At 72.5% G+C, this 20,187-nt stretch carries 20 protein-coding genes; 10 read left to right on the top strand and 10 right to left on the bottom strand.

Features of this window, described 5'->3' with window-relative positions:
- Positions 1–196 precede the first annotated feature (196 nt).
- Positions 197–640 (bottom strand): DUF2510 domain-containing protein, encoded by a 444-nt coding sequence (locus tag H7A69_RS14340; RefSeq protein WP_182047602.1) that lies wholly within the window; start codon positions 638–640, stop codon positions 197–199.
- A 134-nt stretch (positions 641–774) separates the two neighbouring features.
- Positions 775–1,806, bottom strand: a complete 1,032-nt coding sequence (locus H7A69_RS14345) for an LLM class flavin-dependent oxidoreductase (protein WP_259346245.1) — start codon at positions 1,804–1,806, stop codon at positions 775–777.
- A 64-nt stretch (positions 1,807–1,870) separates the two neighbouring features.
- On the opposite strand from H7A69_RS14345, the gene H7A69_RS14350 reads away from it, so the two are divergent.
- Both H7A69_RS14350 and H7A69_RS14355 read left to right on the top strand, forming a co-directional pair.
- Positions 1,871–2,203: a TraR/DksA family transcriptional regulator gene (locus tag H7A69_RS14350; protein ID WP_182047603.1), complete on the top strand. Its 333-nt coding sequence runs from the start codon at positions 1,871–1,873 to the stop codon at positions 2,201–2,203.
- 204 nt (positions 2,204–2,407) lie between these two features.
- Entirely contained in the window at positions 2,408–2,875 is a 468-nt protein-coding gene (locus H7A69_RS14355) for a TIGR02611 family protein (RefSeq protein ID WP_259346246.1), read from the top strand.
- A gap of 13 nt (positions 2,876–2,888) precedes the next feature.
- Here H7A69_RS14355 and H7A69_RS14360 read toward each other — a convergent pair whose 3' ends face one another.
- Entirely contained in the window at positions 2,889–4,139 is a 1,251-nt protein-coding gene (locus H7A69_RS14360) for an MFS transporter (RefSeq protein WP_182047604.1), read from the bottom strand.
- Between the two features lie 106 nt (positions 4,140–4,245).
- Between H7A69_RS14360 and H7A69_RS14365 the strand changes: the two genes are divergently transcribed.
- On the top strand, positions 4,246–4,611 hold the full coding sequence (locus H7A69_RS14365) for an ArsR/SmtB family transcription factor (RefSeq protein ID WP_069713503.1): 366 nt from the start codon (positions 4,246–4,248) through the stop codon (positions 4,609–4,611).
- The gene (locus H7A69_RS14370; RefSeq protein WP_259346247.1) at positions 4,608–6,197 is read left to right on the top strand and encodes a methyltransferase; all 1,590 of its coding nucleotides are present in this window, start codon (positions 4,608–4,610) and stop codon (positions 6,195–6,197) included. Before H7A69_RS14365 ends, H7A69_RS14370 begins: the two co-directional genes overlap by 4 nt.
- A gap of 43 nt (positions 6,198–6,240) precedes the next feature.
- Here H7A69_RS14370 and H7A69_RS14375 read toward each other — a convergent pair whose 3' ends face one another.
- Together H7A69_RS14375 and H7A69_RS14380 are read right to left on the bottom strand one after the other, a co-directional pair.
- Positions 6,241–7,104: an NAD-dependent epimerase/dehydratase family protein gene (locus H7A69_RS14375; protein ID WP_182047605.1), complete on the bottom strand. Its 864-nt coding sequence runs from the start codon at positions 7,102–7,104 to the stop codon at positions 6,241–6,243.
- Between the two features lie 114 nt (positions 7,105–7,218).
- Positions 7,219–7,818: a TetR/AcrR family transcriptional regulator gene (locus tag H7A69_RS14380; RefSeq protein WP_182047606.1), complete on the bottom strand. Its 600-nt coding sequence runs from the start codon at positions 7,816–7,818 to the stop codon at positions 7,219–7,221.
- Between the two features lie 149 nt (positions 7,819–7,967).
- On the opposite strand from H7A69_RS14380, the gene H7A69_RS14385 reads away from it, so the two are divergent.
- Complete coding sequence (locus H7A69_RS14385; protein ID WP_182047618.1) at positions 7,968–10,451, top strand: glycoside hydrolase family 3 protein; 2,484 nt, start codon at positions 7,968–7,970, stop codon at positions 10,449–10,451.
- A 456-nt stretch (positions 10,452–10,907) separates the two neighbouring features.
- Here H7A69_RS14385 and H7A69_RS14390 read toward each other — a convergent pair whose 3' ends face one another.
- Entirely contained in the window at positions 10,908–11,915 is a 1,008-nt protein-coding gene (locus H7A69_RS14390; protein WP_182047607.1) for an LLM class flavin-dependent oxidoreductase, read from the bottom strand.
- Between the two features lie 120 nt (positions 11,916–12,035).
- Here H7A69_RS14390 and H7A69_RS14395 point away from each other — a divergent pair, with 120 nt between their 5' ends.
- The 3 genes from H7A69_RS14395 to H7A69_RS14405 all read left to right on the top strand — a co-directional run bounded on the left by H7A69_RS14395 (position 12,036) and on the right by H7A69_RS14405 (position 15,417).
- On the top strand, positions 12,036–14,597 hold the full coding sequence (locus H7A69_RS14395) for a DEAD/DEAH box helicase (RefSeq protein WP_182047608.1): 2,562 nt from the start codon (positions 12,036–12,038) through the stop codon (positions 14,595–14,597).
- 2 nt (positions 14,598–14,599) lie between these two features.
- Positions 14,600–15,100 carry a GNAT family N-acetyltransferase gene (locus H7A69_RS14400; protein WP_182047609.1) on the top strand — a complete coding sequence of 167 codons (501 nt, stop codon included), beginning with the start codon at positions 14,600–14,602 and terminating at the stop codon, positions 15,098–15,100.
- A 65-nt stretch (positions 15,101–15,165) separates the two neighbouring features.
- Complete coding sequence (locus H7A69_RS14405; protein WP_069713507.1) at positions 15,166–15,417, top strand: DUF6458 family protein; 252 nt, start codon at positions 15,166–15,168, stop codon at positions 15,415–15,417.
- A gap of 6 nt (positions 15,418–15,423) precedes the next feature.
- On the opposite strand, the gene H7A69_RS14410 is transcribed toward H7A69_RS14405, so the two are convergent.
- The gene (locus tag H7A69_RS14410) at positions 15,424–15,945 is read right to left on the bottom strand and encodes a ribonuclease H (protein WP_182047610.1); all 522 of its coding nucleotides are present in this window, start codon (positions 15,943–15,945) and stop codon (positions 15,424–15,426) included.
- A gap of 65 nt (positions 15,946–16,010) precedes the next feature.
- Positions 16,011–16,874: a LysM peptidoglycan-binding domain-containing protein gene (locus H7A69_RS14415; protein ID WP_182047611.1), complete on the bottom strand. Its 864-nt coding sequence runs from the start codon at positions 16,872–16,874 to the stop codon at positions 16,011–16,013.
- 101 nt (positions 16,875–16,975) lie between these two features.
- On the opposite strand from H7A69_RS14415, the gene H7A69_RS14420 reads away from it, so the two are divergent.
- On the top strand, positions 16,976–17,314 hold the full coding sequence (locus H7A69_RS14420) for a hypothetical protein (protein WP_182047612.1): 339 nt from the start codon (positions 16,976–16,978) through the stop codon (positions 17,312–17,314).
- 55 nt (positions 17,315–17,369) lie between these two features.
- Here the strand turns inward: H7A69_RS14420 and H7A69_RS14425 are convergent, their stop codons facing one another.
- A complete protein-coding gene (locus tag H7A69_RS14425; protein ID WP_182047613.1) occupies positions 17,370–18,188 on the bottom strand; it encodes an aldo/keto reductase in 819 nt (272 codons plus the stop codon).
- A gap of 134 nt (positions 18,189–18,322) precedes the next feature.
- Between H7A69_RS14425 and H7A69_RS14430 the strand changes: the two genes are divergently transcribed.
- On the top strand, positions 18,323–18,766 hold the full coding sequence (locus H7A69_RS14430) for a hypothetical protein (protein ID WP_182047614.1): 444 nt from the start codon (positions 18,323–18,325) through the stop codon (positions 18,764–18,766).
- Positions 18,767–18,959: 193 nt separating this feature from the next.
- On the opposite strand, the gene H7A69_RS14435 is transcribed toward H7A69_RS14430, so the two are convergent.
- The gene (locus H7A69_RS14435) at positions 18,960–20,165 is read right to left on the bottom strand and encodes an MFS transporter (RefSeq protein ID WP_069713515.1); all 1,206 of its coding nucleotides are present in this window, start codon (positions 20,163–20,165) and stop codon (positions 18,960–18,962) included.
- Positions 20,166–20,187 lie beyond the last annotated feature (22 nt).

Below are 20,187 nucleotides of genomic sequence, written 5' to 3' on the forward strand. Positions count from 1 at the left end.
TCATGCGCTGCGTGAGCCCTCCGTCCTTGCCCCCACGCTGACCCCCCATTCCCGACCCACCGGCCTGCCGGGCGGTCGCGCCACGTGATCGCGTGGCGCGAGGTGCTCCCCGTTGTGCGGACGACGGACGACGGACGACGGACGACGGACGACGGGCGACGGGCGCCGGGGCGACGGACGTTCGGCGCCGGCGGCGTCAGAACAGGTGGAACTGCAGCGAGGCAGCGACCGCCGCCGTCGCGACCGCGACCACGAGGGCGCTCGCCGCAGCGCTCCGCGCGAGCACCCGCCATCCACCCGTGGCCCCGGGGCGCACGATGCCGACGACGGCGGCGACCAGGGTCGCTGCACTCGCCACGCCCTCCGGGTTCCAGACCACGGACAGGACCGCGAGCAGCACCGCGGCGACGGCCGCGACGCCGACGCGCTGCACGGTGCTGCCGGACGCCCAGGACGCTGCGTGCACGGGGGCACCCTCGACCGAGAACGACGGCCCGGCCGGCGCGACGACCGCGGGGGCGACGGGCTCGGTCCGCTCCTGCAGGACCCGCGTCTCGCCTCCCCAGGCGTGCCCGTCCCACCACCGCAGGCGGTGGGTGTCCTGCGGGTCCGGGAACCAGCCGGCTGCCGGCAGCGTCACGGGGTGCTCCTGGAGGGTGCGGTGGATGGTGCACGACGACGCTACGCGGACGGGAGGCCCGTCCACAGTCCCACAGCGGGTGTCGGCAACAAGGGGGACGCCGGTCCACCCCGGCGCTTGCTCCGTCGGACGCCTCAGGCGGGAACCGGCGCGGCGTCCACCTCGTCCATCACGGCCTTCGTCGCCGCGAGCAGCCGGGCGTTGAAGTCGACACCGAGCTGGTTCGGCACCGTGACGAGCACGGTGTCGGCGGCACGCACCGCGGCGTCGGCGGCGAGCTCGGCCACGAGCTGCTCCGGCTCCCCGATGTAGGACCGTCCGAAGCGGGCGAGACCACCGTCGAGGTGCCCGACCTGGTCCTGCCCCTCAACCTGCGCGCGCACGCCGAAGTAGTGGCGCGACTCGTCGTCCGTGATCGGGATGATGCTGCGCGAGACCGAGACGCGGGGCTCGCGCGCCCAGCCCATCTCGGCCCAGGTCGACCGGAAGCGCTGGATCTGCTCGGCCTGCAGCTCGTCGAACGGCACTCCGGTGTCCTCGGTGAGGAGCGTCGACGACATGAGGTTCATGCCCTGCTCCGCCGTCCACTCGGCGGTGGCGCGGGTGCCGGCACCCCACCAGATCCGGTCACCGAGCGTGTCCGAGAGCGGGGACACCGCGAGCGACCCGGCCGAGCCGGTCATCTGCGGGTTCGCGTGCGCCATCGGCTCGCCGGCGATCGCGCGGCGGAACACGTCCGTGTGCGAGCGCGCCATGTCGCCGCCGTTCTGGTCGTGCGCCTCGGGCACGTACCCGAACTGCTGGTACCCGGCGAGGGCGGTCTCGGGTGACCCACGCGAGACACCGAGCTGCAGTCGGCCGCCGGAGATGAGGTCGGTCGCGGCCGCCTCCTCCGCCATGTACAGCGGGTTCTCGTAGCGCATGTCGATCACACCGGTGCCGATCTCGATCCGGCTGGTGCGGGCGGCGATGGCCGAGAGCAGCGGGAACGGAGCGGCCTGCTGCGGTGCGAAGTGGTGCACGCGGAAGTACGCGCCGTCGACCCCGGCCTCCTCGGCGGCGACGGCGAGGTCGATCGCCTGCACGAGGGCCTCGCGGCCGCTGCGGACACGCGAGCCCGGCACGTCGCGCCAGTGCCCGAAGGACAGGAACCCGATCTTCGTCATGCCGATGCGAACGCATGCTGCGGCGCCGCCATTCCGCTCGGCCGATGCGACTACCGTCGTCGCCGTGGACGATCCCCGTGACGCACTGACGACGGAGCGGCAGCGCAACGAGCGCCTGCTCGCCGACGTCGAGCGGAGCATGCGCGACGTGAGCGATGCGCGGCAGGACGCCAACTCCGACGACGAGCACGACCCGGAGGGCGCGACGCTGGCCTGGGAACGCGGGTCGCTGGGCGCGGTCCGTGACGCCGCCCGCGACCGGGTCCGGCAGGTCGACGCCGCGCTCGCGCGGCTCGACGCTGGTACCTACGGGCGGTGCGCCGTCGGCGGGGAGCCGATCCCCGAGGCCCGCCTGGCCGCCGTCCCGTGGGCGGCGACCTGCGTCGCCCACGCCTGACGTGCCTCCCGGCCGACAACGGGCCCGTCTGCGTGGGACGCCGCGCGGCGCGTGAGACGCCGCCGCTTCCAGGACCGTCTCGGTGGGGCCGCGGCGTCTCGGCGGAAGGGCGGACGGGAGGCGCAGCACGCGCCCGCCCCGCCGCTCACGCGGCGTGGACCGGTTGCGCCGCCGTTTCCCAGCCGCGCGCCCTACGGTGCCGACATGGACGACACCCACGAGCGACCCGACGCGGTCGTGCGTGCCGACACCGAGGCCCCCGGAACCGAGAGCGACGACCGCTCCCAGCGCTTCCGCTGGTTCCGCCGCATGCGTGCGTGGGTCCACGCGCGTCCGGGCTGGCACCTGTTCTACAAGGTGCTCGTCGGCATCGTCGGTGGGCTCGTCGTGGTCATCGGGCTGATCCTCGTGCCGCTGCCCGGGCCCGGGTGGTTGGTGGTGTTCATCGGGCTGACGATCCTCGCGAGCGAGTTCCACTTCTTCCACCGGATCATCACGTGGCTCCGCGCGCAGCTGCACCGCTTCTGGGACTGGGCGAAGCGTCACGGCCCGCAGTGGCTGCGGAAGGCGGCCGACCGCGGGAAGGCCGACGTGGACGCCGCGCACGCTGATGCGCACCGCAGCACCGGGGTGCGTGCTCAGCGTCCCAACCGGGCACGAGCGGGGCACTGACCCTCGCGCAGCGCTACTCCGCGACGGTCCGGACGGAGCCGGTCGCGGTCCGCTCGACCGCCTCGGCAGCGCGCTCCTCGACCGCTGCAGCGTCGCGTGCGACGAGCTGCAGCACCAGCGCGATCGCCGCCGCGAGGACGATGAACGCGCCGTACCCGGCGAGCACCGGCACGAAGCCGAACGCCGGTTCGACGAGCCCCGCAACGACGGCCGGGACGCCGAACGCCAGGTAGCTGACGACGTAGACCGACGACAGCAGTCCGGCGCGGTGGGTCGGCGCCGCCGTGGCGAGCAGCATCCGCAGGGGCGCCTGGAACCCGGCGCCGAAGCCGACACCGGCGATCGCGCTGCCGACGACGAGCCCGGGCAGCGAGTGGGCGAACACGAACGACACGGTCACGACCGGTCCGACGATGAGTGCGACGAGTCCGAGGAACAGGCTCCGACGCGTGTCGAGGCGCTGGATCGCGAGCCCGGTGAGCCCACCGACCCCGGTGACGACCGCGATCAGGGCACCGGCCGCGAAGTGGTCGTGGATGCCGAACACGGCACCGAGTGCCGACGGGACGAGCGACAGGAAGAGGCCGCCGAGCGCCCAGCTGGCGACGAGTGCGCCGGCGACTCCGCGGAAGAGGGCCCGCGAGGCCCGTGGGACGGACACCGTCGGGCGCAGGGAACGGAGCGCGCCGGGCCGTCGGGTGACCCGCTCGGGCACGACGAACAGCGCGGCGACGAGCAGCAGGAGGAGTGCGCCGAAGAGCACGTAGACGAGCTGCTCCGGTGCCGGTCCCCACTCGACCAGCGCGCCGCTCGACACGGCGCCGGTCGCCAGGGCGAAGGGCGGGACGGCGCCGTTCAGTACGCCCGCGAGCGACGGGTGGCGCTCGAGCGAGTTGTCGATGAGCGCCGCGCCGAGGGCACCGATGAGCAGTCCGACGGCGACCCCCTGCACGATCCGGTCGACGACGAGCGCGACGAACCCGTCCGCTCCGGTGAAGAGCACGAGCGAGACCACGAGCAACAGGCCCCCGGCGACGAGGACGGGCTTCCGGCCGACGTGGTCCGACAACCGGCCGGCCACGAGCATGGTGACGAGGAGCCCCGCGACGTAGATCGCGAAGACCGCCGTCAGCATGAGCGGGGTCAGCTGCCACTCGGCGGCGTAGACGGGGTAGATCGGCGACGGGACCGAGGACGAGGCCATCGCGACGAAGAGCATGGCGGCGAGGATCCAGAACCCCGCGACTCCGCGTGCTGACTGCATGGTGGCACCTTCCCGTCGGACGAGCTGCTGTACGAGAGCATTCGTACAGCAGTTCCGCAGTACGACGCAAGTCGTACATGACCGGAACGGTGCTACCGTCTCGGGCATGCCCGCGAACGTCGACGCCCCGGAACGGCTGCCCCAACCCGCCGTCGCCGAGCTGGACCTGCCCGTCGTGCTCGATGCGCTGAGCGACCCGATCCGCCTCGCGATCCTGCACCGCTACCTGGTGGACGCCGCCGGCGGGGTCCGGAGCTGCGGGTGGGTCGGCATCGACCGCCCGAAGTCCACGCTCACCCACCACTTCCGCGTGCTGCGCGAGGCCGGCCTGCTCGAGCAGCACCAGGAGGGGCTGACCCGCTCGAGCCGCGTGCGTGTCGAGGACGTGCAGCAGCGGTTCCCCGGACTCCTCGACCTGGTCGCGGCGTGGCAGGTGCCGGCCGCGATCATGCGCGAGGCGGTCCCCGCGTGAGCGTCGCCCACGCCCTGCCCACGATCGTCGCCGGTCCGGCGGTGACGACCGCGCTCGCCGCGGACCTCGACGCCGCCGGCTTCACCGTGGAACGCATCGACGGGCTCTGGGGCACCGAGGCCGCCGCGTCGCTGCACCGCGGCTCGCGGGTCGCCGCGCTCCGGGCACTCGCCGCGCGGGAGACCACGCCGCTGACGACCCTCGCCACGCTGTTCGTGCTCGGCCTGCCCGTCGACCGCGCCGACGCCGAGCGGGCGTTCCCGTCCACCGGGCTCGACGCGGTGCTCGCCGCCGGCCTGCTCCGGATCGACGAGGACCGCGACGACACCGGCCTGCCCGACGCCGACCACGTCCTGGTGCACCCGACGGTCGACCTGCGGCCCTACGCCTTCGTCGACGACCTCGGCGCCGGCAGCTGGTGGATCGTGTCGGACCTCGGGGAGCTCGCGCTCGGGACCGCGCTCGGCGAGGAGCACGTGCTCGGCATCGGCGGTGCCTCGACCACGCTGTCCGGGCTGCAGGTCCCCGTGCCCGTCCGCCGGGTGCTGGACCTCGGCACCGGGTGCGGCATCCAGGCCATGCACGCCCGACGCTTCGCGGACGAGGTCGTCGCCACCGACATCTCCCGCCGTGCCCTCGACATCGCCCGCTTCAACACGCAGCTGAACGGCATCGACGGCGTCGAGTTCCGGCTCGGTTCGCTGTACGAGCCGGTGGCGGGGGAGCGGTTCGACCGGATCGTGTCGAACCCGCCCTTCGTCATCACCCCGCGGCGCGAGGGCGTGCCCGCGTACGAGTACCGCGACGGCGGGATGGTCGGGGACGCACTCGTCGAGACGGTCCTCCGCGGACTGGCCGACCACCTCGAGCCCGGCGGGACGGCGCAGCTGCTCGGCAACTGGGAGTACCACTGGGGCGTCGACGGCCTCGACCGGGTGCGCTCCTGGTTCGACGACGCGCACGGTCTGGACACCTGGGTCGTCGAGCGGGAGCGCGAGGACCCGCCCGCCTACGCCGAGACCTGGATCCGGGACGGCGGGACGAAGCCGGGCACGACCGAGTTCGACACGCTCGTCGACGCCTGGCTCGACGACTTCGCCACGCGGCGCGTGACCGGGGTCGGCTTCGGCTACGTCGTGGTGCGCGCACGGACGGGAGGGACTGCCGGCCTCCGTCGCGTCGAGCGCGTCCCCGAGGCGCTCGGGTCCAACCCCGCGGGGCTCGGCGCGACGGTCGCCCGGGTGCTGGACGCTGCCGAGTGGCTCGCGTCGCACGACGACACCGCGCTCGCCGCCGCACACCTGCGGGTCGCCGGCGACGTCACCGAGGAGCGCCACTACTGGCCCGGCAACGACGACCCGACGGTGATGACGCTGGTGCAGGGCGGCGGCTTCGGTCGACGGGTCGATGCGGACACGGCGCTCGCGGCGTTCGTCGGGGCCTGCGACGGGGAGCTCTCGGTCGCCGCGATCATCGGGGCGATCGCGCAGATCACCGGGGTCGACGAGGACGCGCTGACGGCCGACCTGCTGCCGCGGGTGCGGGACCTGGTGCTGGACGGCCTGCTGCTCGCACCGACGTCCTGAGGCGAGCCGCGCCTCCCGTCCGCACCCGCGGTGCGCGTCGGGGTCAGGCGCGGTGGTTCCGCCACGTGTGCTCGGGGGCGTAGCCCAGGAGCTCGCGGGCCTTGTCGGACGACAGGAGCGAGCTCGTGCCGTCGATGTCCGTGCGCCGCTCGATGTCCGGCACGAAGCACTCGACGAGCTCGATCGTCGGGGTGTCCATCACGGTGTCCGGGCTCGCGATGACGAAGGCCTCGAACCCGGTGAGGTCGGCCTCGAGCGCCTTCCGTACGGCCTGGGCGCCGTCGCGGGAGTCGATGTACGACCACAGGTTGAACGTCTTGGCTTCGGGGGAGGCGTCCCACGGGAACGACGGGTAGTCGGTCTCGTCCATGACGTTCGAGAACCGGAGACCGATCATCTTCAGCTCCGGGTCCCAGCGCGTGAAGTGGCGGGCCATCTCCTCCTCGACGGCCTTGCCGAGGGAGTACGACGACTGCGGGCGGACGGGGAACTCCTCGTCGACGGGCAGGTAGGGCGGGTGGTGCTCGCCCATCGGGATGCCGAGCAGGGTCTCGCTCGACGCCCAGACCACGTTCCTGATCCCCGCGATGCGGGCCGCGTGGAAGACGTTGATCGATGCGGTGACGTTGTTCGTGATGAGCGCCACGTCCGGCACCTGGCCGGGGGCGGGCACGGCGGCGAGGTGCACGACGGCGTCGATCGCGTCGTAGCGGTCATCGATGCCGGTGAGTGAGCCGAGCACCTGGCCGTAGTCGCTCAGGTCCACGCGCACGAAGGGCACCCGCTCCGGCTTGTCCGGCGACGGCACGCGGTCGAGCAGGACCACGTCGTACCCGTGCTCGTCGAGGTCGCGGACGACCGCCCGCCCGAGCTTGCCGCTGCCACCGGTCACCACAACACGCGTCATCGCGTCACTCCACATCGTCGTCGGACGGCCTGGTCGGCCGGGTCCCATCCTGCCGCGCGACGCTCCGAGGGGACCAGGCACTGGTGGTACCTGTCCGGCGGACGCGTCGGGGTGTCAGGAGGGCGCGGTCGCCGTCGACGCGCGGGCGATGGCGAGCTGGGCCACCAGTTCGACGTGCTCGGCCATGTCGCGGGACGGGTCGTAGAGCCACTGGATCTGCATGCCGTCGGAGATCGCCAGGAGCACGCTCGTGAGCTGCTCGACGTCGACGTCGGGACGCAGGCGGCCGTCCTCCTGCATGACCCGGAAGTCCGCCGCGAGGTTCCGGCGGGAGCTGGCGTAGCGCTCCCGGAAGTACTCGTGGGCGGGGTGCTCCGAGTCCGTCGCGGCTGCGGCGGACAGGTTCACGAACATCTGCACGAGGCCGGGGACCTCGGCGTTGTGCCGCACGATGGCGGCGAGGAGCTCCGCCGGGTCCGCCGCGTCCCACTCCGTCGTGTTGTCGATCTCGTCGCGGCGGCGGAGGACCTCGACCCAGAGGTCGTCCTTCGAGTCGAAGTAGTGCAGCAGCCCCGCCTGGGTCAGCCCGACCGCGTCGGCGATGTCCTTGATGCTCGTCCGCCGGAAGCCCTGGCGGGCGACGAGGTCGAGCGCCACCGTGAGGATCTCCTCGCGTTTTGCGATGCCCTTCGCGTACGAACCCCGTCGTGTCATGGCGCGAGCGTACCGCCCTGTCTGTCGGCGAAGAAACCTACCTCCGATAGGTTTTGCCTGCTACGCTGACGCCAGCCGCCGACGATGGCGCGCGGAGGTCATGCCCCGGCGCCCGTCGCACAACGAAGGGACCGACCATCGTGACCATCGTGACCACCGTGGACGACACCACCCGCGCCTCCCGGCCGACCGCCGCGCCGCTGACCGAGCGCATCGAGGCGCTCCTCGCGCAGCTGACGACCGAGGAGAAGGTCCAGCTGCTGACCGGCCGTGACTTCTGGACGACCTGGCCCATCGAGAAGATCGGGCTGCGCCGCATCCTCATGTCCGACGGCCCGTCGGGTGTCCGCGGCGAGGTGTGGGACGAGCGCGACCCCTCGCTCAACCTGCCGTCCGCGACGGCCCTGTCCGCCAGTTGGGACCGCGCGATCGCGAAGCGCTACGGCGCCGCCGCCGCGGTCGAGGCCCGTCGGAAGGGCGTCGACGTCGTGCTCGGCCCGACCATCAACCTGCACCGCTCGCCGCTCGGCGGCCGCCACTTCGAGGCGTTCAGCGAGGACCCGGTGCTCACCGGCGACCTCGCGGCGTCCTACGTCGCGGGCGTGCAGGAGAACGGCGTCGCCGCGACCCCGAAGCACTACATCGCGAACGACTACGAGACCGACCGCTTCACCGCGTCGACCGAGGTGTCCGACCGTGCGCTCCGCGAGCTGTACCTGCTCGCGTTCGAGAAGGCCGTGACCGAGGCGCACGCCTGGGCGGTCATGTCGTCGTACAACGCGATCAACGGCGTCACCGCGTCGGAGAACGACCTGCTCGAGACCCCGCTCAACTCCGAGTGGGGCTTCGACGGCATCGTCGTGTCGGACTGGACCGGCGTGCGCTCGGTCGACTCGGCGAAGGCGTCGCAGGACGTCGCCATGCCCGGGCCGAACCCGTGGTGGAGCGAGGGCCCGCTGCTGGCGGCGGTCGAGTCGGGCGAGGTCCCGGTGGACGCGATCGACCGGAAGGTGCGCCGCATCCTGACGCTGGCGGCCCGCGTCGGCGCGCTCGAGGGCTTCGAGCCGGTCGCCGCGCAGCCCGTGCACGTCGAGGACGGCGTCGCGTTCGTCCGCGAGGCCGAGGCCGAGGGCACCGTCCTCGTCCGCAACACCGGGGCGCTGCCGATCGACGCCGGCGCCGTGTCGCGGATCGCACTCGTCGGGCACAACGCCGACCAGGCCCGCTCCCAGGGCGGCGGTTCGGCGACCGTGGTCCCGGAGCACGTGGTCACCCCGATCGAGGGCATCCGCGCCGCGTTCCCGGGTGCGACCGTCGACTACGCCATCGGTGCGGTGGTGCAGGAGGGCATCGCGGAGTTCCCGCTGTCGGCCATCACGAACCCGTCCACCGGCGAGCCGGGCGCGCGGGTCGCCTTCGTCAAGGACGGCGAGGAGCTGTACGTCGAGGACCGTCGCGCCACCGCGCTGTTCTGGTTCGGCGGCGATGCCCCGACCCGTGAGGCCGACCGGCTCGACATCACCACCACGTACACCGCCGAGACCACCGGCACCGTGCGCATCGGCATCGGTGCCGCGGGTCACTCGCGCCTGTGGATCGACGGCGAGCTCCTGCTCGACGAGACGGTGCCGTACGAGGGCGACCAGCTCGGCGCCGCGTTCCTCAACCCGCCGGCGCGCTCGGTGCCGGTGTCGGTCGAGGCCGGCCAGCAGGTCGCGATACGCATCGAGTACGACATCGTGCAGGACGAGGCGCTCGGTGGGGTGCTCGCGTACCAGTTCGGCACCGAGCCGAGCGACGAGGACCCGGCGACGCTCATCGACGCGGCCGTGGCCACCGCCACCGGCGCGGACGTCGCGATCGTAGTGGTCGGGACGAACAGCAAGGTGGAGTCCGAGGGGTACGACCGCTCGTCGCTCGCGCTGCCCGGGCACCAGGACGACCTGGTCCGCGCCGTCGCCGCCGCGAACCCGAACACCGTCGTGGTGGTCAACTCCGGGTCGCCGGTCGAGATGCCGTGGCGGGACGACGTCGCCGCGGTGCTGCTGACCTGGTTCGGCGGGCAGGAGTACGGCAACGCCCTCGCCGACGTGCTGACCGGTGCAGCCGAGCCCGGCGGGCGCCTGCCCACCACCTGGCCGGCGACGATGGCCGACGTCCCGGTGCTCGACGTGACCCCGGTGGACGGCAAGGTCGCGTACGACGAGGGCGTGCACGTCGGCTACCGGGCCTGGCTCCGCGCCGGCACCGAGCCCGCGTACCCGTTCGGCCACGGCCTCGGCTACACCACCTGGACGATCGACGGGGTCTCGGCCTCGCCGACCGTGACCGAGGGGGACGCCGCGATCGTGACCGCGACGGTGGCGAACACGGGGGACCGCGCCGGCAAGCACGTCGTGCAGGTCTACGCCTCGCGTGCCGAGTCCGCGGTGGACCGGCCGGTGCGGTGGCTCGTGGGCTTCGCGCCCGTGCGGCTCGGTGCCGGCGAGTCGACCGAGGTCTCGATCGAGGTGCCGGCACGGGCGTTCGCGCACTGGGAGGGCGCCTGGCGGTACGAGCCCGGCACCTTCGAGCTCCACGTCGGGGCGTCGGTGACGGACATCGTCGGTTCGACTCCCCTCGAACTGGAGTGATCCGGTTTCCGCGCACGAAGGGTTTCGTTCAGTACCATTGATCTGCGCCTGACGGCTGGTTACCGTCGGCGCGCGCATCATCGAGGGATCGTCGTGCGCGCGAAGTGGCCTCCTGATCCGGTCGCGGAGCCCCTTCGGTCCCGATGCGTCCAGAATGCGTCCCCGCGTCCGCGCGGGGGCGCATTCGTCGTCCCGGCGAATGCGTCCCCGCGTCCGCGCGGGGGCGCATTCGTCGTCCCGGCGCAGCTCGCCGCCCGGCGCCGCCCACTCCGTGAGCCGGCTGGCGACCCTCCGAATGATCCTCGTTTGTCCGGTTCCCGATAGTGACAAACCCTCCACTCGGTGGGAGAGTGGAACGACCATCCCGTGCGGATCAGGAACGGGATGGCCATCCGGCCGGGGACCGGGTCCTCACCACACCAGTGCCCCGGCCGGGTGCCCTCGGGGGAGCGGGCGTCAGGCCACGCGGGGAGCGATCTCCTCGGCGACGATCCGCAGGATCCGCTCGTGCGATGCCGCGTCGCCGTTCGCCGGCAGGGTGATGACGAGCTCGTCGGTCGCCTGCACCGCCGGGTCCGCGGACAGGGCATCGACGATCTCGTCGACGCCGCCGGACACGACCTTGCTGAAGCGGAACGGCGGACCGCTCAGGGGGCGACCCTCGTCGTCCATCCCGCTCGCGTAGCCGGTGAGGAACTCCTCGTGGACCTGTCGGTCGTGGTCGTCGAGCAGCGGGACGACGATCCGACCGACCGCCACCTTCGGGGTTCGGGACGGGTGCAGCTCGGCGAAGCGCTCGCGGTACGCCCGGACCTGGTCGGCCTGCGCCTCGGCGAACGGCGCCCCGGTGTCCTCGGTGTTGAGCGTCGAGCAGTGCAGCAGCAGGCCCTTCTCGGCCGTGCGGATCGCGGTGCCCGTGCTGCCGCCGCCCCACCACACGCGGTCGCGCAGGCCCGGCGACAGGGGCTGCAGCGAGAGGTCGGCGCCGGCCGGGATGCTCTCGTACCCCTTGCCGGCGCTGCCGAGCGGATCGCCCTGCAGGACCTCGAGCAGACGGGCCGCGCGGGCCTCGGCCTCGTCGCGGAAGCTGCGCTCCGACGCACCGAAGACCGGGTCGAGGATCGGCCCGTACCCCGCGATGCCGGTGCTGATGCCGAGCTGCACCCGGCCGCCGCTGAGCAGGTCGACCGTGCTGGCGTCCTCGGCGAGGCGCACCGGGTCCTCGTAGCGCATGCCGAGCACGGCGGTGCCGAACCCGATGGTGCTCGTTCGCTGCGCCGCGGCGGCGAAGAAGGTCATCGGGCTCGTCAGGAACGGCTCGAAGTGGCGCCCGCGCACCCAGCCGGTGCCGTAGCCGAGGGACTCGGCCGTCGCGAAGAGGCGGAGGCCGTCCTCCAGCGCTGCGGCCGCACCCGCGGTGCCGCCGTGGTTGGGGACGAAGGAGAGGAAGCCGAGTTCGCGCACGCCTCGATCGTATGCGAATGCATTGAAAGGCGACAGGGCGTCGGCCGGGAGGCGCGTGGCGGGGCCGCACCGTGCCTCCCGTCCGTCGCCCGGTCACCACCCACCTGGGAGGATGGACTCATGACCGACGTCACCACCGCCCCGCCACTCGTCGCCGCCCTGCCGGCGGCGGTCGACGGCGCCGTCGACCCCGACGCGGTCTACCAGGCATTCGCCGACTGGGCCGAGGCCGGCGGACGACCGCTCTACCCGGCGCAGGACGAAGCGCTCATCGAGCTCGTGTCGGGCGCGAACGTCGTGCTCAGCACCCCGACCGGTACCGGCAAGTCGCTCGTCGCCGCCGGCGCGCACTTCGCGGCGATGGCCGAGGGGAAGCGCAGCTACTACACGGCACCGATCAAGGCGCTCGTGTCCGAGAAGTTCTTCCAGCTCGTCGACCTGTTCGGCGCGCAGAACGTCGGCATGGTGACGGGCGACTCGAGCGTCAACGCCGACGCCCCGATCATCTGCTGCACGGCCGAGATCCTCGCGAACACCGCGCTCCGGCAGGGTCCGGACGCCGAGGTCGACGTCGTCGTCATGGACGAGTTCCACTTCTACGGCGACGCCGACCGCGGGTGGGCCTGGCAGGTGCCGTTGCTCGTGCTCGAGCGGGCGCAGTTCCTGCTCATGTCCGCCACCCTCGGTGACGTCACCACCATCGCCGACGACCTGTCGCGCCGGACCGGGCGTCCGACCGCTCGCGTGACCGGGGTCTCGCGGCCCGTGCCGCTGTCGTACGAGTACGTGCTCACGCCCGTGCAGGAGACGGTCGAACGGCTGCTCGAGGAGGGCAAGGCGCCCGTCTACATCGTGCACTTCGCGCAGGCGGCGGCGCTCGAGCGGGCGCAGGCGCTCATGTCGGTCAAGGTCGCATCGCGAGAGCGGCGCGACGAGATCGCCGACGCCATCGCCGGGTTCCGCTTCAGCGCCGGCTTCGGGCAGACCCTCTCGCGACTCATCCGCGCCGGCATCGGCGTGCACCACGCGGGGATGCTGCCGAAGTACCGGCGGCTCGTCGAGCAGCTCGCGCAGCGGGGACTGCTGCCCGTGATCTGCGGCACCGACACCCTCGGGGTCGGGATCAACGTGCCGATCCGCGCCGTGCTGCTCACCGGGCTGACGAAGTTCGACGGGTCCCGCATGCGGCAGCTGTCCGCGCGCGAGTTCCACCAGATCGCCGGTCGCGCCGGCCGTGCCGGGTACGACACCGAGGGTGACGTCGTCGCCGAGGCCCCCGAGCACGAGATCGAGAACGCCCGCGCCGTCGCCAAGGCCGGGGACGACCCGAAGAAGAAGAACAAGGTCAAGAAGAAGAAGGCGCCCGAGGGCTTCGTGTCGTGGGGGCCGGCCTCGTTCGACCGGCTCATCGCGGCGGAACCCGAACCGATGGTGTCGCGGATGCGGATCACCCACGCGATGGTGCTCGCCGTCGTCGCACGAGGTGGCGACTCCTTCGCGTCGGTGCGCTCGCTCGTGTTCGACAACCACGAGCCGCGCGCGCGACAGCTCGACATGGCCCGACGCGCGCTGTCCATCGCACGGACGCTCGTGAACGCCCGGGTGATCGAGAAGATCGACGGGCAGTACCGCATGACCGTCGACCTGCCGGTCAACTTCGCCCTCAACCAGCCGCTGTCGCCGTTCGCGCTCGCCGCGTTCGAGTTGCTCGACCCGGAGTCGCCCACCTACGCGCTCGACATGGTGTCCATCGTCGAGGCGACCCTCGACGACCCGCGGGCGATCCTCGCCCAGCAGCAGTTCAAGGAGCGCGGCGAGGCCGTCGCCCGGATGAAGCAGGAGGGCATCGAGTACGAGGAGCGGATGGAGCTGCTCGAGGAGGTCACGTGGCCCAAGCCGCTGGACGAGCTGCTGACCGCCGCCTACGAGGCGTACGCCGCCGAGCAGCCGTGGGTGCTCGACTTCCGGCTCTCCCCGAAGTCCGTCGTGCGCGACGTGTACGAGCGGGCGATGACCTTCGGCGACTTCGTGCGGTTCTACCAGCTCACCCGGTCCGAGGGACTCGTGCTCCGCTACCTGTCCGACGCGTACCGGACCATGCGGCAGACCATCTCCGAGGAACAGCGGACCCCCGAGCTCGACGACCTGATCGAGTGGCTCGGCGAGGTCGTCCGGCAGACCGACTCGTCGCTCGTCGACGAGTGGGAGGCCCTGGTCAACGGCGACGTGGCGGAGGCCGCGGCGGAACACGACGAGATCGCTCCGCCGCAGCCCGCCCGGCTCACCGGGAACCCGCGGGCGTTCCGGGTGCTCGTGCGGAACGCGCTCTTCCAGCGGGTGCTGCTCGCCGCGGCGGACGACGTCGCGGGACTCGCTGCCCTCGACGGTGCGGCGGGCTTCGGTCAGGACGAGTGGGACGCGGTGCTCGAGGAGTACTACGACGAGCACGACACCATCGGCACCGACGGGGACGCCCGCTCGATGCAGTACCTCGTGCTCGACGAGAACGGCGCAGGGCGTACCTGGCGGGCGCGGCAGATCTTCGCCGACCCGTCAGGGGACAAGGAATTCGGGTTCTCGGCCACGATCGACCTCGACGCCTCGGACGAGACCGGCGAGGCCGTCGTGCGGGTGACCGAGATCGGCCGCTTCGACGGCTGGTCCGAGGTGGACGTGGACTGATCGTGGCGCTGTCGCTCCGTCTGCTGGGTCCCGACGACGTCGAGGCGTTGCAGGGCCTGCTCGAGAGTGTGCCGTCGTACGCGGAACGCATCACCGGGTACCCGCCGGGGCCGTCCGACGGGCTGAGCGCGCTCATCTCGGTGCCCGACGGCTTCGACCCGTCCGGCAAGCACGGCCTCGGGCTGTGGGACGGGGGCGAGCTCGTGGCGTTCACGGACGTGCTCGTCGGGTACCCGGACCCTGCCGTCGCGTTCGTCGGCCTCCTCGTCGTGCGGGGCGGTGCCCACCGCCGTGGGCTCGGTCGTCGGATGCACGACGCCGTGGTGGACCTGGCGCGCTCGGCCTCGACGGTCACCCGGCTGCGGCTCGGGATCGTCGCGACGAACGCGGCCGTGGCGGAGCCGTTCTGGCGGGCCCTCGGCTACGAGCCGACCGGGGAGACGAAGCCGTACCGGTACGACCACCTGCGAAGCACCGTCGCCCTGTGGGAACGTCGCTGCTGAACTCTCGGTAGGTTCGGTGGGAATCCCGAGCCACCCGGCGGTCGGGACCATCGGAAGGACCTGCCATGCGCATCGGCTCGAGCATCGCCCTGATCGTGATCGGCGCCATCGTCGCGTTCGCGTTGGACTTCCAGGTGGCGGGCGTCGACCTGCGCCTGATCGGCTACATCCTGATGGCGGCCGGGGTCGTGCTGCTCATCATCAGTCTCGCCGTCGGTTTCGGCGGACGTCGGACCACGACCACCACCCGGTCGGGCGTCGACCCGGCGTCGGGGGAGCAGATCACGCGGCAGGACCGGCGGGACGGGACGTACTGACGCGCGTCAGAACAGCGTCGCGGGCGGGGTCGCTTCGGGGAGGGCCGACGGCTCCGTGACCTCGACGCCCGGCCAGCCCGGCCCCGTCGGGACCTCGGTGCGGTTCTGGTAGGCCGTCGCAGCGCCGCGGGCACGGACGTCGGCCGCCTCGTTCATCTCGTGACCGACGTGCCCGCGCACCCACTCGAACGTGACCGTGCGGCCCTGCAGCTCGGCGTCGAGCTCCTTGATGATCTCGACGTTCAGCACCGGCTTGCCGTCGGCCTTGCGCCAGCCCTTCCGCTTCCACCCGGCGAGCCACTCGGTGCACGCCTTGATCGCGTACTGGCTGTCGCACAGGATGTGCAGCGGCTCGCCGGTGTCCTTCGTGGCGCGGAGCAGCTGCAGCACGGCCGTGAGCTCACCGATGTTGTTCGTCGCCTTCGGCCATCCGCCGGCTGCCCACCGGTCGTCGTCGACGTACCAGGCCCAGCCGGCCGGGCCGGGGTTGCCGAGTGCGGAGCCGTCTGCGGCTGCGACGATCGTCACGGTGGGACCTCCTGGGTGGTGCGGACTGCCCGTCGAGCGTAACGGAACAGCGCCCGCGCCCGGTGTCAGCGCGTGGCGGGGTCGAGGTTGAGCAGGGTCCCCTTGATCACCCAGTCGTCGCCCTCCGTCTCCATCTGCGGGTTCAGCCACCGCAACTGGGCGACGGTGACGCCGAAGCGCTTCGCGATCGTGATCAGGTCGTCACCCTGGTTGACGCGGTAGCTGACCGGCGTGCCGGTGGTCCCGCGGAGGGTCTCGTCGGCGGCGTCGAACGCGTAGCCGTAGGCGCCCGGGCGAGCCTTGCCGAGCGTGACGTGGAGATCCGGCTCCGGGTCCGGGATCGACCACGACAGCGTGCCGATCGCGAGCACCTTGTGGGCCCACGGGCGGTCGCTGTCGTCACCGTCGGATTGGTCGGGCACGAGGACGACGGTGCGCAGCCAGTCCGGATCCGCCCCTGCTGCGGACAGGCTGACGACGGCCGGGGGCTGCGCCTGCGCGCCCCACCTCGTCGTGCTCACGGCGCGGCCGTCGTAGCCGTCCCCGTACTGCGCCGTGCGCCGGAACTCCACCGACATCGGCTGCGGCTGCGTGGTGCGGTAGCCGGAGAGCTCCGCGTCGAAGGTGCCGTGGTCGTTCGCGACGACCTTGACGTGGACCGCGGTGTCGCCGGACTTCGACACGGCGTCGGTCTCCGCGACCACCGTTCCGGTCGGGACCGCCTGCGGCGCCGCGACGGGCTGAGCGGTGGCGTCGGCGGCAGCCGACCCGTCGACGGGCCCCGGCGTCGCGGAGGCGCTCGGTGCCGCATGCCCGGTCGGCGCCGGCAACGGTGCGTCGTCGCCGAACAGCGAGCAGCCCGCCAACAGCAGCGTGCTCGCACCCACCAGTGCGACGGCCGTCGCGCCCCGCGTCCTCGTCCGACCCATCAACGTCCCCCTTCGTCGGGACGACCGTACCGGAGCGGGAACCGGATCAGCGCCGTCGTGACCGAACCGGTACCCCAGGGTCGACGCCTACTGTGCGGGGCATGAGCGACAACACCCCCGACGTCCGCGGCCCCGAGCCGTCCGACGACCGCGCGCGCAACGACGCGCTGCGCGACGCTGCGCACGGCGACGACCGCGACGGCGTGAGCGAGTCCGAGCAGCGGGCCGCCGACACCTCCTACAGCCCGTCGAGTGAGCGGGAGACCGTCGCGTCGCAGACGCAGCAGCGCAGTGACGAGGACCTCGAGCAGGACGGGATCGACCCGTCGCGGGTCGTCGCTGCGCCGGGCACCGGTGGTGCGGACGACGCCGGTGACGTCGAGCCCGAGCCCGGTGACCTGCACCTGCCGTGGCAGTCCGAGGAGGACCGGAAGGGCTGACCGGCGCCAGCCCCGCGCTGTCAGGGTCCGGCGGGTCGACGCCGGTCCTGCCCCGTCAGGACACGGCGTCCGGGTGCGACCCCGTCCGCTGGCCGGACTCGAGCGTCGCGATGGCCGCGAGGTCCTCGTCGGTCAGCACGAAGCCGTCGACGTCGAGGTTCGACCGGATCCGCGCGGGCGTGACCGACTTCGGCAGCACCACGACCCCCTGCTGCACGTTCCACCGCACGAGGACCTGCGCGACGCTCACCCCGTGCGCCGCCGCGATGCCGCTGAGCACCGGGTCGTCGACGAGCCGCCCGCGCCCGAGCGGCGACCACGCCTCGGTCACGATGCCGTGCTGCTCGTGGAACGCCATCAGCTCCCGCTGCGGCAGCCACGGGTGCCGCTCGACCTGGTTGACGGCCGGCACCTCGCCGGTCTCGTCGATCACGCGCTGCAGGTGCGGCACCTGGAAGTTCGAGACGCCGACGCTCCGTGCCCGACCCTGTTCGCGCAGTTCGACGAGCGTCCGCCAGGTCTCGACGTAGCGGTCGTTCGCCGCCGCCGGCCAGTGGATCAGGTAGAGGTCGACCGCGTCGAGTCCCAGCCGTCCCAGGCTGGCGTCGAACGCCCGCAGGGTCGCGTCGCGCCCCTGGTGGTCGTTCCACACCTTGGTGGTGACGAAGACGTCGTCGCGGTCCAGCCGGGAGGCACGGATCGCCTTCCCGACGCCCGTCTCGTTGCCGTACATCTCGGCGGTGTCGACGTGCCGGTACCCGGCATCGAGCGCGAGACCGACGGCCGTCTCGGCCTCGGCGTCGTCGACCTTGTAGACGCCGAACCCGACCGCGGGGATCGTCGCGCCGTCACGGAGGGTGATCACGGGCAGCATCCCGCCATCCTGCCCGGACCTGCTGGGACCGTCCTCCTTCGAAGACATGACATACGAAATGCCCACAGTCGCTCCCCGCCATCATCGTCCCGGCCCGCCGACGGAGCGGGCCGTCACCCTGAAGGAGTACCCCCATGCAGAAGACCGCCCGACTCGCCACGACCGCCGGCGTCGCCCTCGCGCTCGGCGCCTCGCTCCTGGCCGCCACCCCGGCCACCGCGGCGACCGCCCACGAGGCCGCGCCGACCGTCGCCGCCGCCGGCGCGCAGGCCGAGCACACCGGCCCGACGATCGCCTACCGCAACGTGACGATCACCACGAGCGTCATCCAGGGCGACGAGGTGCTGGTGCGCGGCGTCGTCACGCAGAAGAACAAGCCGCAGGCCGTCCAGGCGGCGGCGGGCAAGGGCTACCAGACGCAGGCGCCGGTCGCCGCCGACGGGTCGTTCGAGATCCGCTTCCCGACCGAGGGCGACCGCCCGTCGCAGGACTACGCGCTGCGCTTCGGCAAGGACTTCTTCGGCTCCTTCATGCCGATGGCCGACCTCTGGACGCCGTTCTACGCCACGCGCGCCTGACGCCGGACGCCGGCCTCCCGGACCGACGACGGGCGGGACGCCCGTTCCTTCCCATGACGCCTGCTGTGGCAGGTGCAACCGGGCGTACCTGGTCGGATCATCCGGCCAGGTACGCCCGTTTCCACCAGGTACGCCCGGTCCGTCCAGGCACGCCCGGTTCGACCAGGCGCGCCCGACCCGTCGGCGTGCCGCGTCAGCTCGGGAGCGTGACCGGCTCGGTGTCCGGCAGGGGGCTCGCGTCGCGACCGCGCAGGTCCGGCAGCCACCGCTTCGTGAACAGCGGGAGCAACACCCCGGCCGCGGCCATCACGGCGCCGACGGTCATGCCGCCGGTGGGGCCGTTCGCGTCGATGAGGAACCCGGCCACCGCGGAGCCGCCGGCCGCGCCGATGAGCTGCCCGGTCCCCATCCAGCCGTAGGCCTCGGCGGTGTCGGAGAACTTCACCGTCGCCGACACCGAGCCGAACATGACCGCGAGGGCGGGCGCGATGCCGGCGCCGGCGATCACGAGCGCCAGGCAGAGCCACCAGAAGTCGGTGCCGCCGACCGCCAGGGCGAGGCCGACGAAGACGATCGACATGCGGGCCCAGAGGGTGTTGCGCGAGATCGGGCGGTGTCCGAGCGCGAGGCCGCCCGCGAGCGACCCGACCGCGAACACGGCGAGGACGATGCCGGCGTTCGGGCTGCCCTCGCCGAAGACGCTCGTGACGCTCGCCTCGACCGCGGAGCACGCGCCGATGAGCAGCAGACCGGTCAGGGTCGCCACGACGACCGAGGGGCGCCGGAGGACGACGCCGAACGCGCGCTTGGACCGGGGGATGCGGACGCGGCCGAGCTCGGGGGAGGCGATGAACCACACGCCGCCCACGACCAGGAACACCATCGCGACGACGATCGCCTGCACGGTCCCGATCTGCGTCGCGACGAACGTCGTGATGACGGGCCCGGCCACCCAGATGAGCTCCTGCGCGCTCGCGTCGAGGGAGAACAGGGGCGTGAGCTGCGACGAGGTCACCATCTTCGGGTAGATGGTGCGCACCGCGGGCTGCACGGGCGGCACCGCGAGGCCGCCGAGGAACCCGACGACCACGTAGGCCCACAGCGGCATGAGCACGAACGCGACGACGCCCATGCTCACGAGCGCGACCGCGCTGGTCAGGACGAGCACCGGGCGCATGCCCCAGCTGCCCATCCACCGGCTGGTGAGCGGTCCGGCGATCGCCTGGCCGATGCTGGTCGTCGCGAGCACGAGACCGGCGGCGCCGTACGAGCCGAAGATGTGCTCGACGTGCAGCAGGTACGCGAGCGACAGCATGCCGAACGGGAACCGGGCGGTGAGCTGCGCAGCGATGACGCGACCGACGCCGGGGGTCTTCAGCAGGGGTCCGTAGGCACTCACGAGACGAGTGTACGGACCGGAC

Origin of the sequence: Curtobacterium sp. ME26 (assembly GCF_903970945.1) — a bacterium.
In the GTDB taxonomy this organism is placed as follows: Bacteria; Actinomycetota; Actinomycetes; order Actinomycetales; family Microbacteriaceae; genus Curtobacterium; species Curtobacterium citri.

Excerpts from the sequence above, each read along its gene's own strand:
- H7A69_RS14420 (WP_182047612.1), top strand. The coding sequence starts at position 16,976 with ATGAGCGACAACACCCCCGACGTCCGCGGCCCCGAGCCGTCCGACGAC.
- H7A69_RS14380 (WP_182047606.1), bottom strand. The coding sequence starts at position 7,818 with ATGACACGACGGGGTTCGTACGCGAAGGGCATCGCAAAACGCGAGGAG.
- H7A69_RS14375 (WP_182047605.1), bottom strand. The coding sequence starts at position 7,104 with ATGACGCGTGTTGTGGTGACCGGTGGCAGCGGCAAGCTCGGGCGGGCG.
- H7A69_RS14355 (WP_259346246.1), top strand. The coding sequence starts at position 2,408 with ATGGACGACACCCACGAGCGACCCGACGCGGTCGTGCGTGCCGACACC.
- H7A69_RS14395 (WP_182047608.1), top strand. The coding sequence starts at position 12,036 with ATGACCGACGTCACCACCGCCCCGCCACTCGTCGCCGCCCTGCCGGCG.
- H7A69_RS14365 (WP_069713503.1), top strand. The coding sequence starts at position 4,246 with ATGCCCGCGAACGTCGACGCCCCGGAACGGCTGCCCCAACCCGCCGTC.
- H7A69_RS14415 (WP_182047611.1), bottom strand. The coding sequence starts at position 16,874 with ATGGGTCGGACGAGGACGCGGGGCGCGACGGCCGTCGCACTGGTGGGT.
- H7A69_RS14430 (WP_182047614.1), top strand. The coding sequence starts at position 18,323 with ATGCAGAAGACCGCCCGACTCGCCACGACCGCCGGCGTCGCCCTCGCG.
- H7A69_RS14425 (WP_182047613.1), bottom strand. The coding sequence starts at position 18,188 with ATGCTGCCCGTGATCACCCTCCGTGACGGCGCGACGATCCCCGCGGTC.
- H7A69_RS14405 (WP_069713507.1), top strand. The coding sequence starts at position 15,166 with ATGCGCATCGGCTCGAGCATCGCCCTGATCGTGATCGGCGCCATCGTC.
- H7A69_RS14345 (WP_259346245.1), bottom strand. The coding sequence starts at position 1,806 with ATGACGAAGATCGGGTTCCTGTCCTTCGGGCACTGGCGCGACGTGCCG.
- H7A69_RS14360 (WP_182047604.1), bottom strand. The coding sequence starts at position 4,139 with ATGCAGTCAGCACGCGGAGTCGCGGGGTTCTGGATCCTCGCCGCCATG.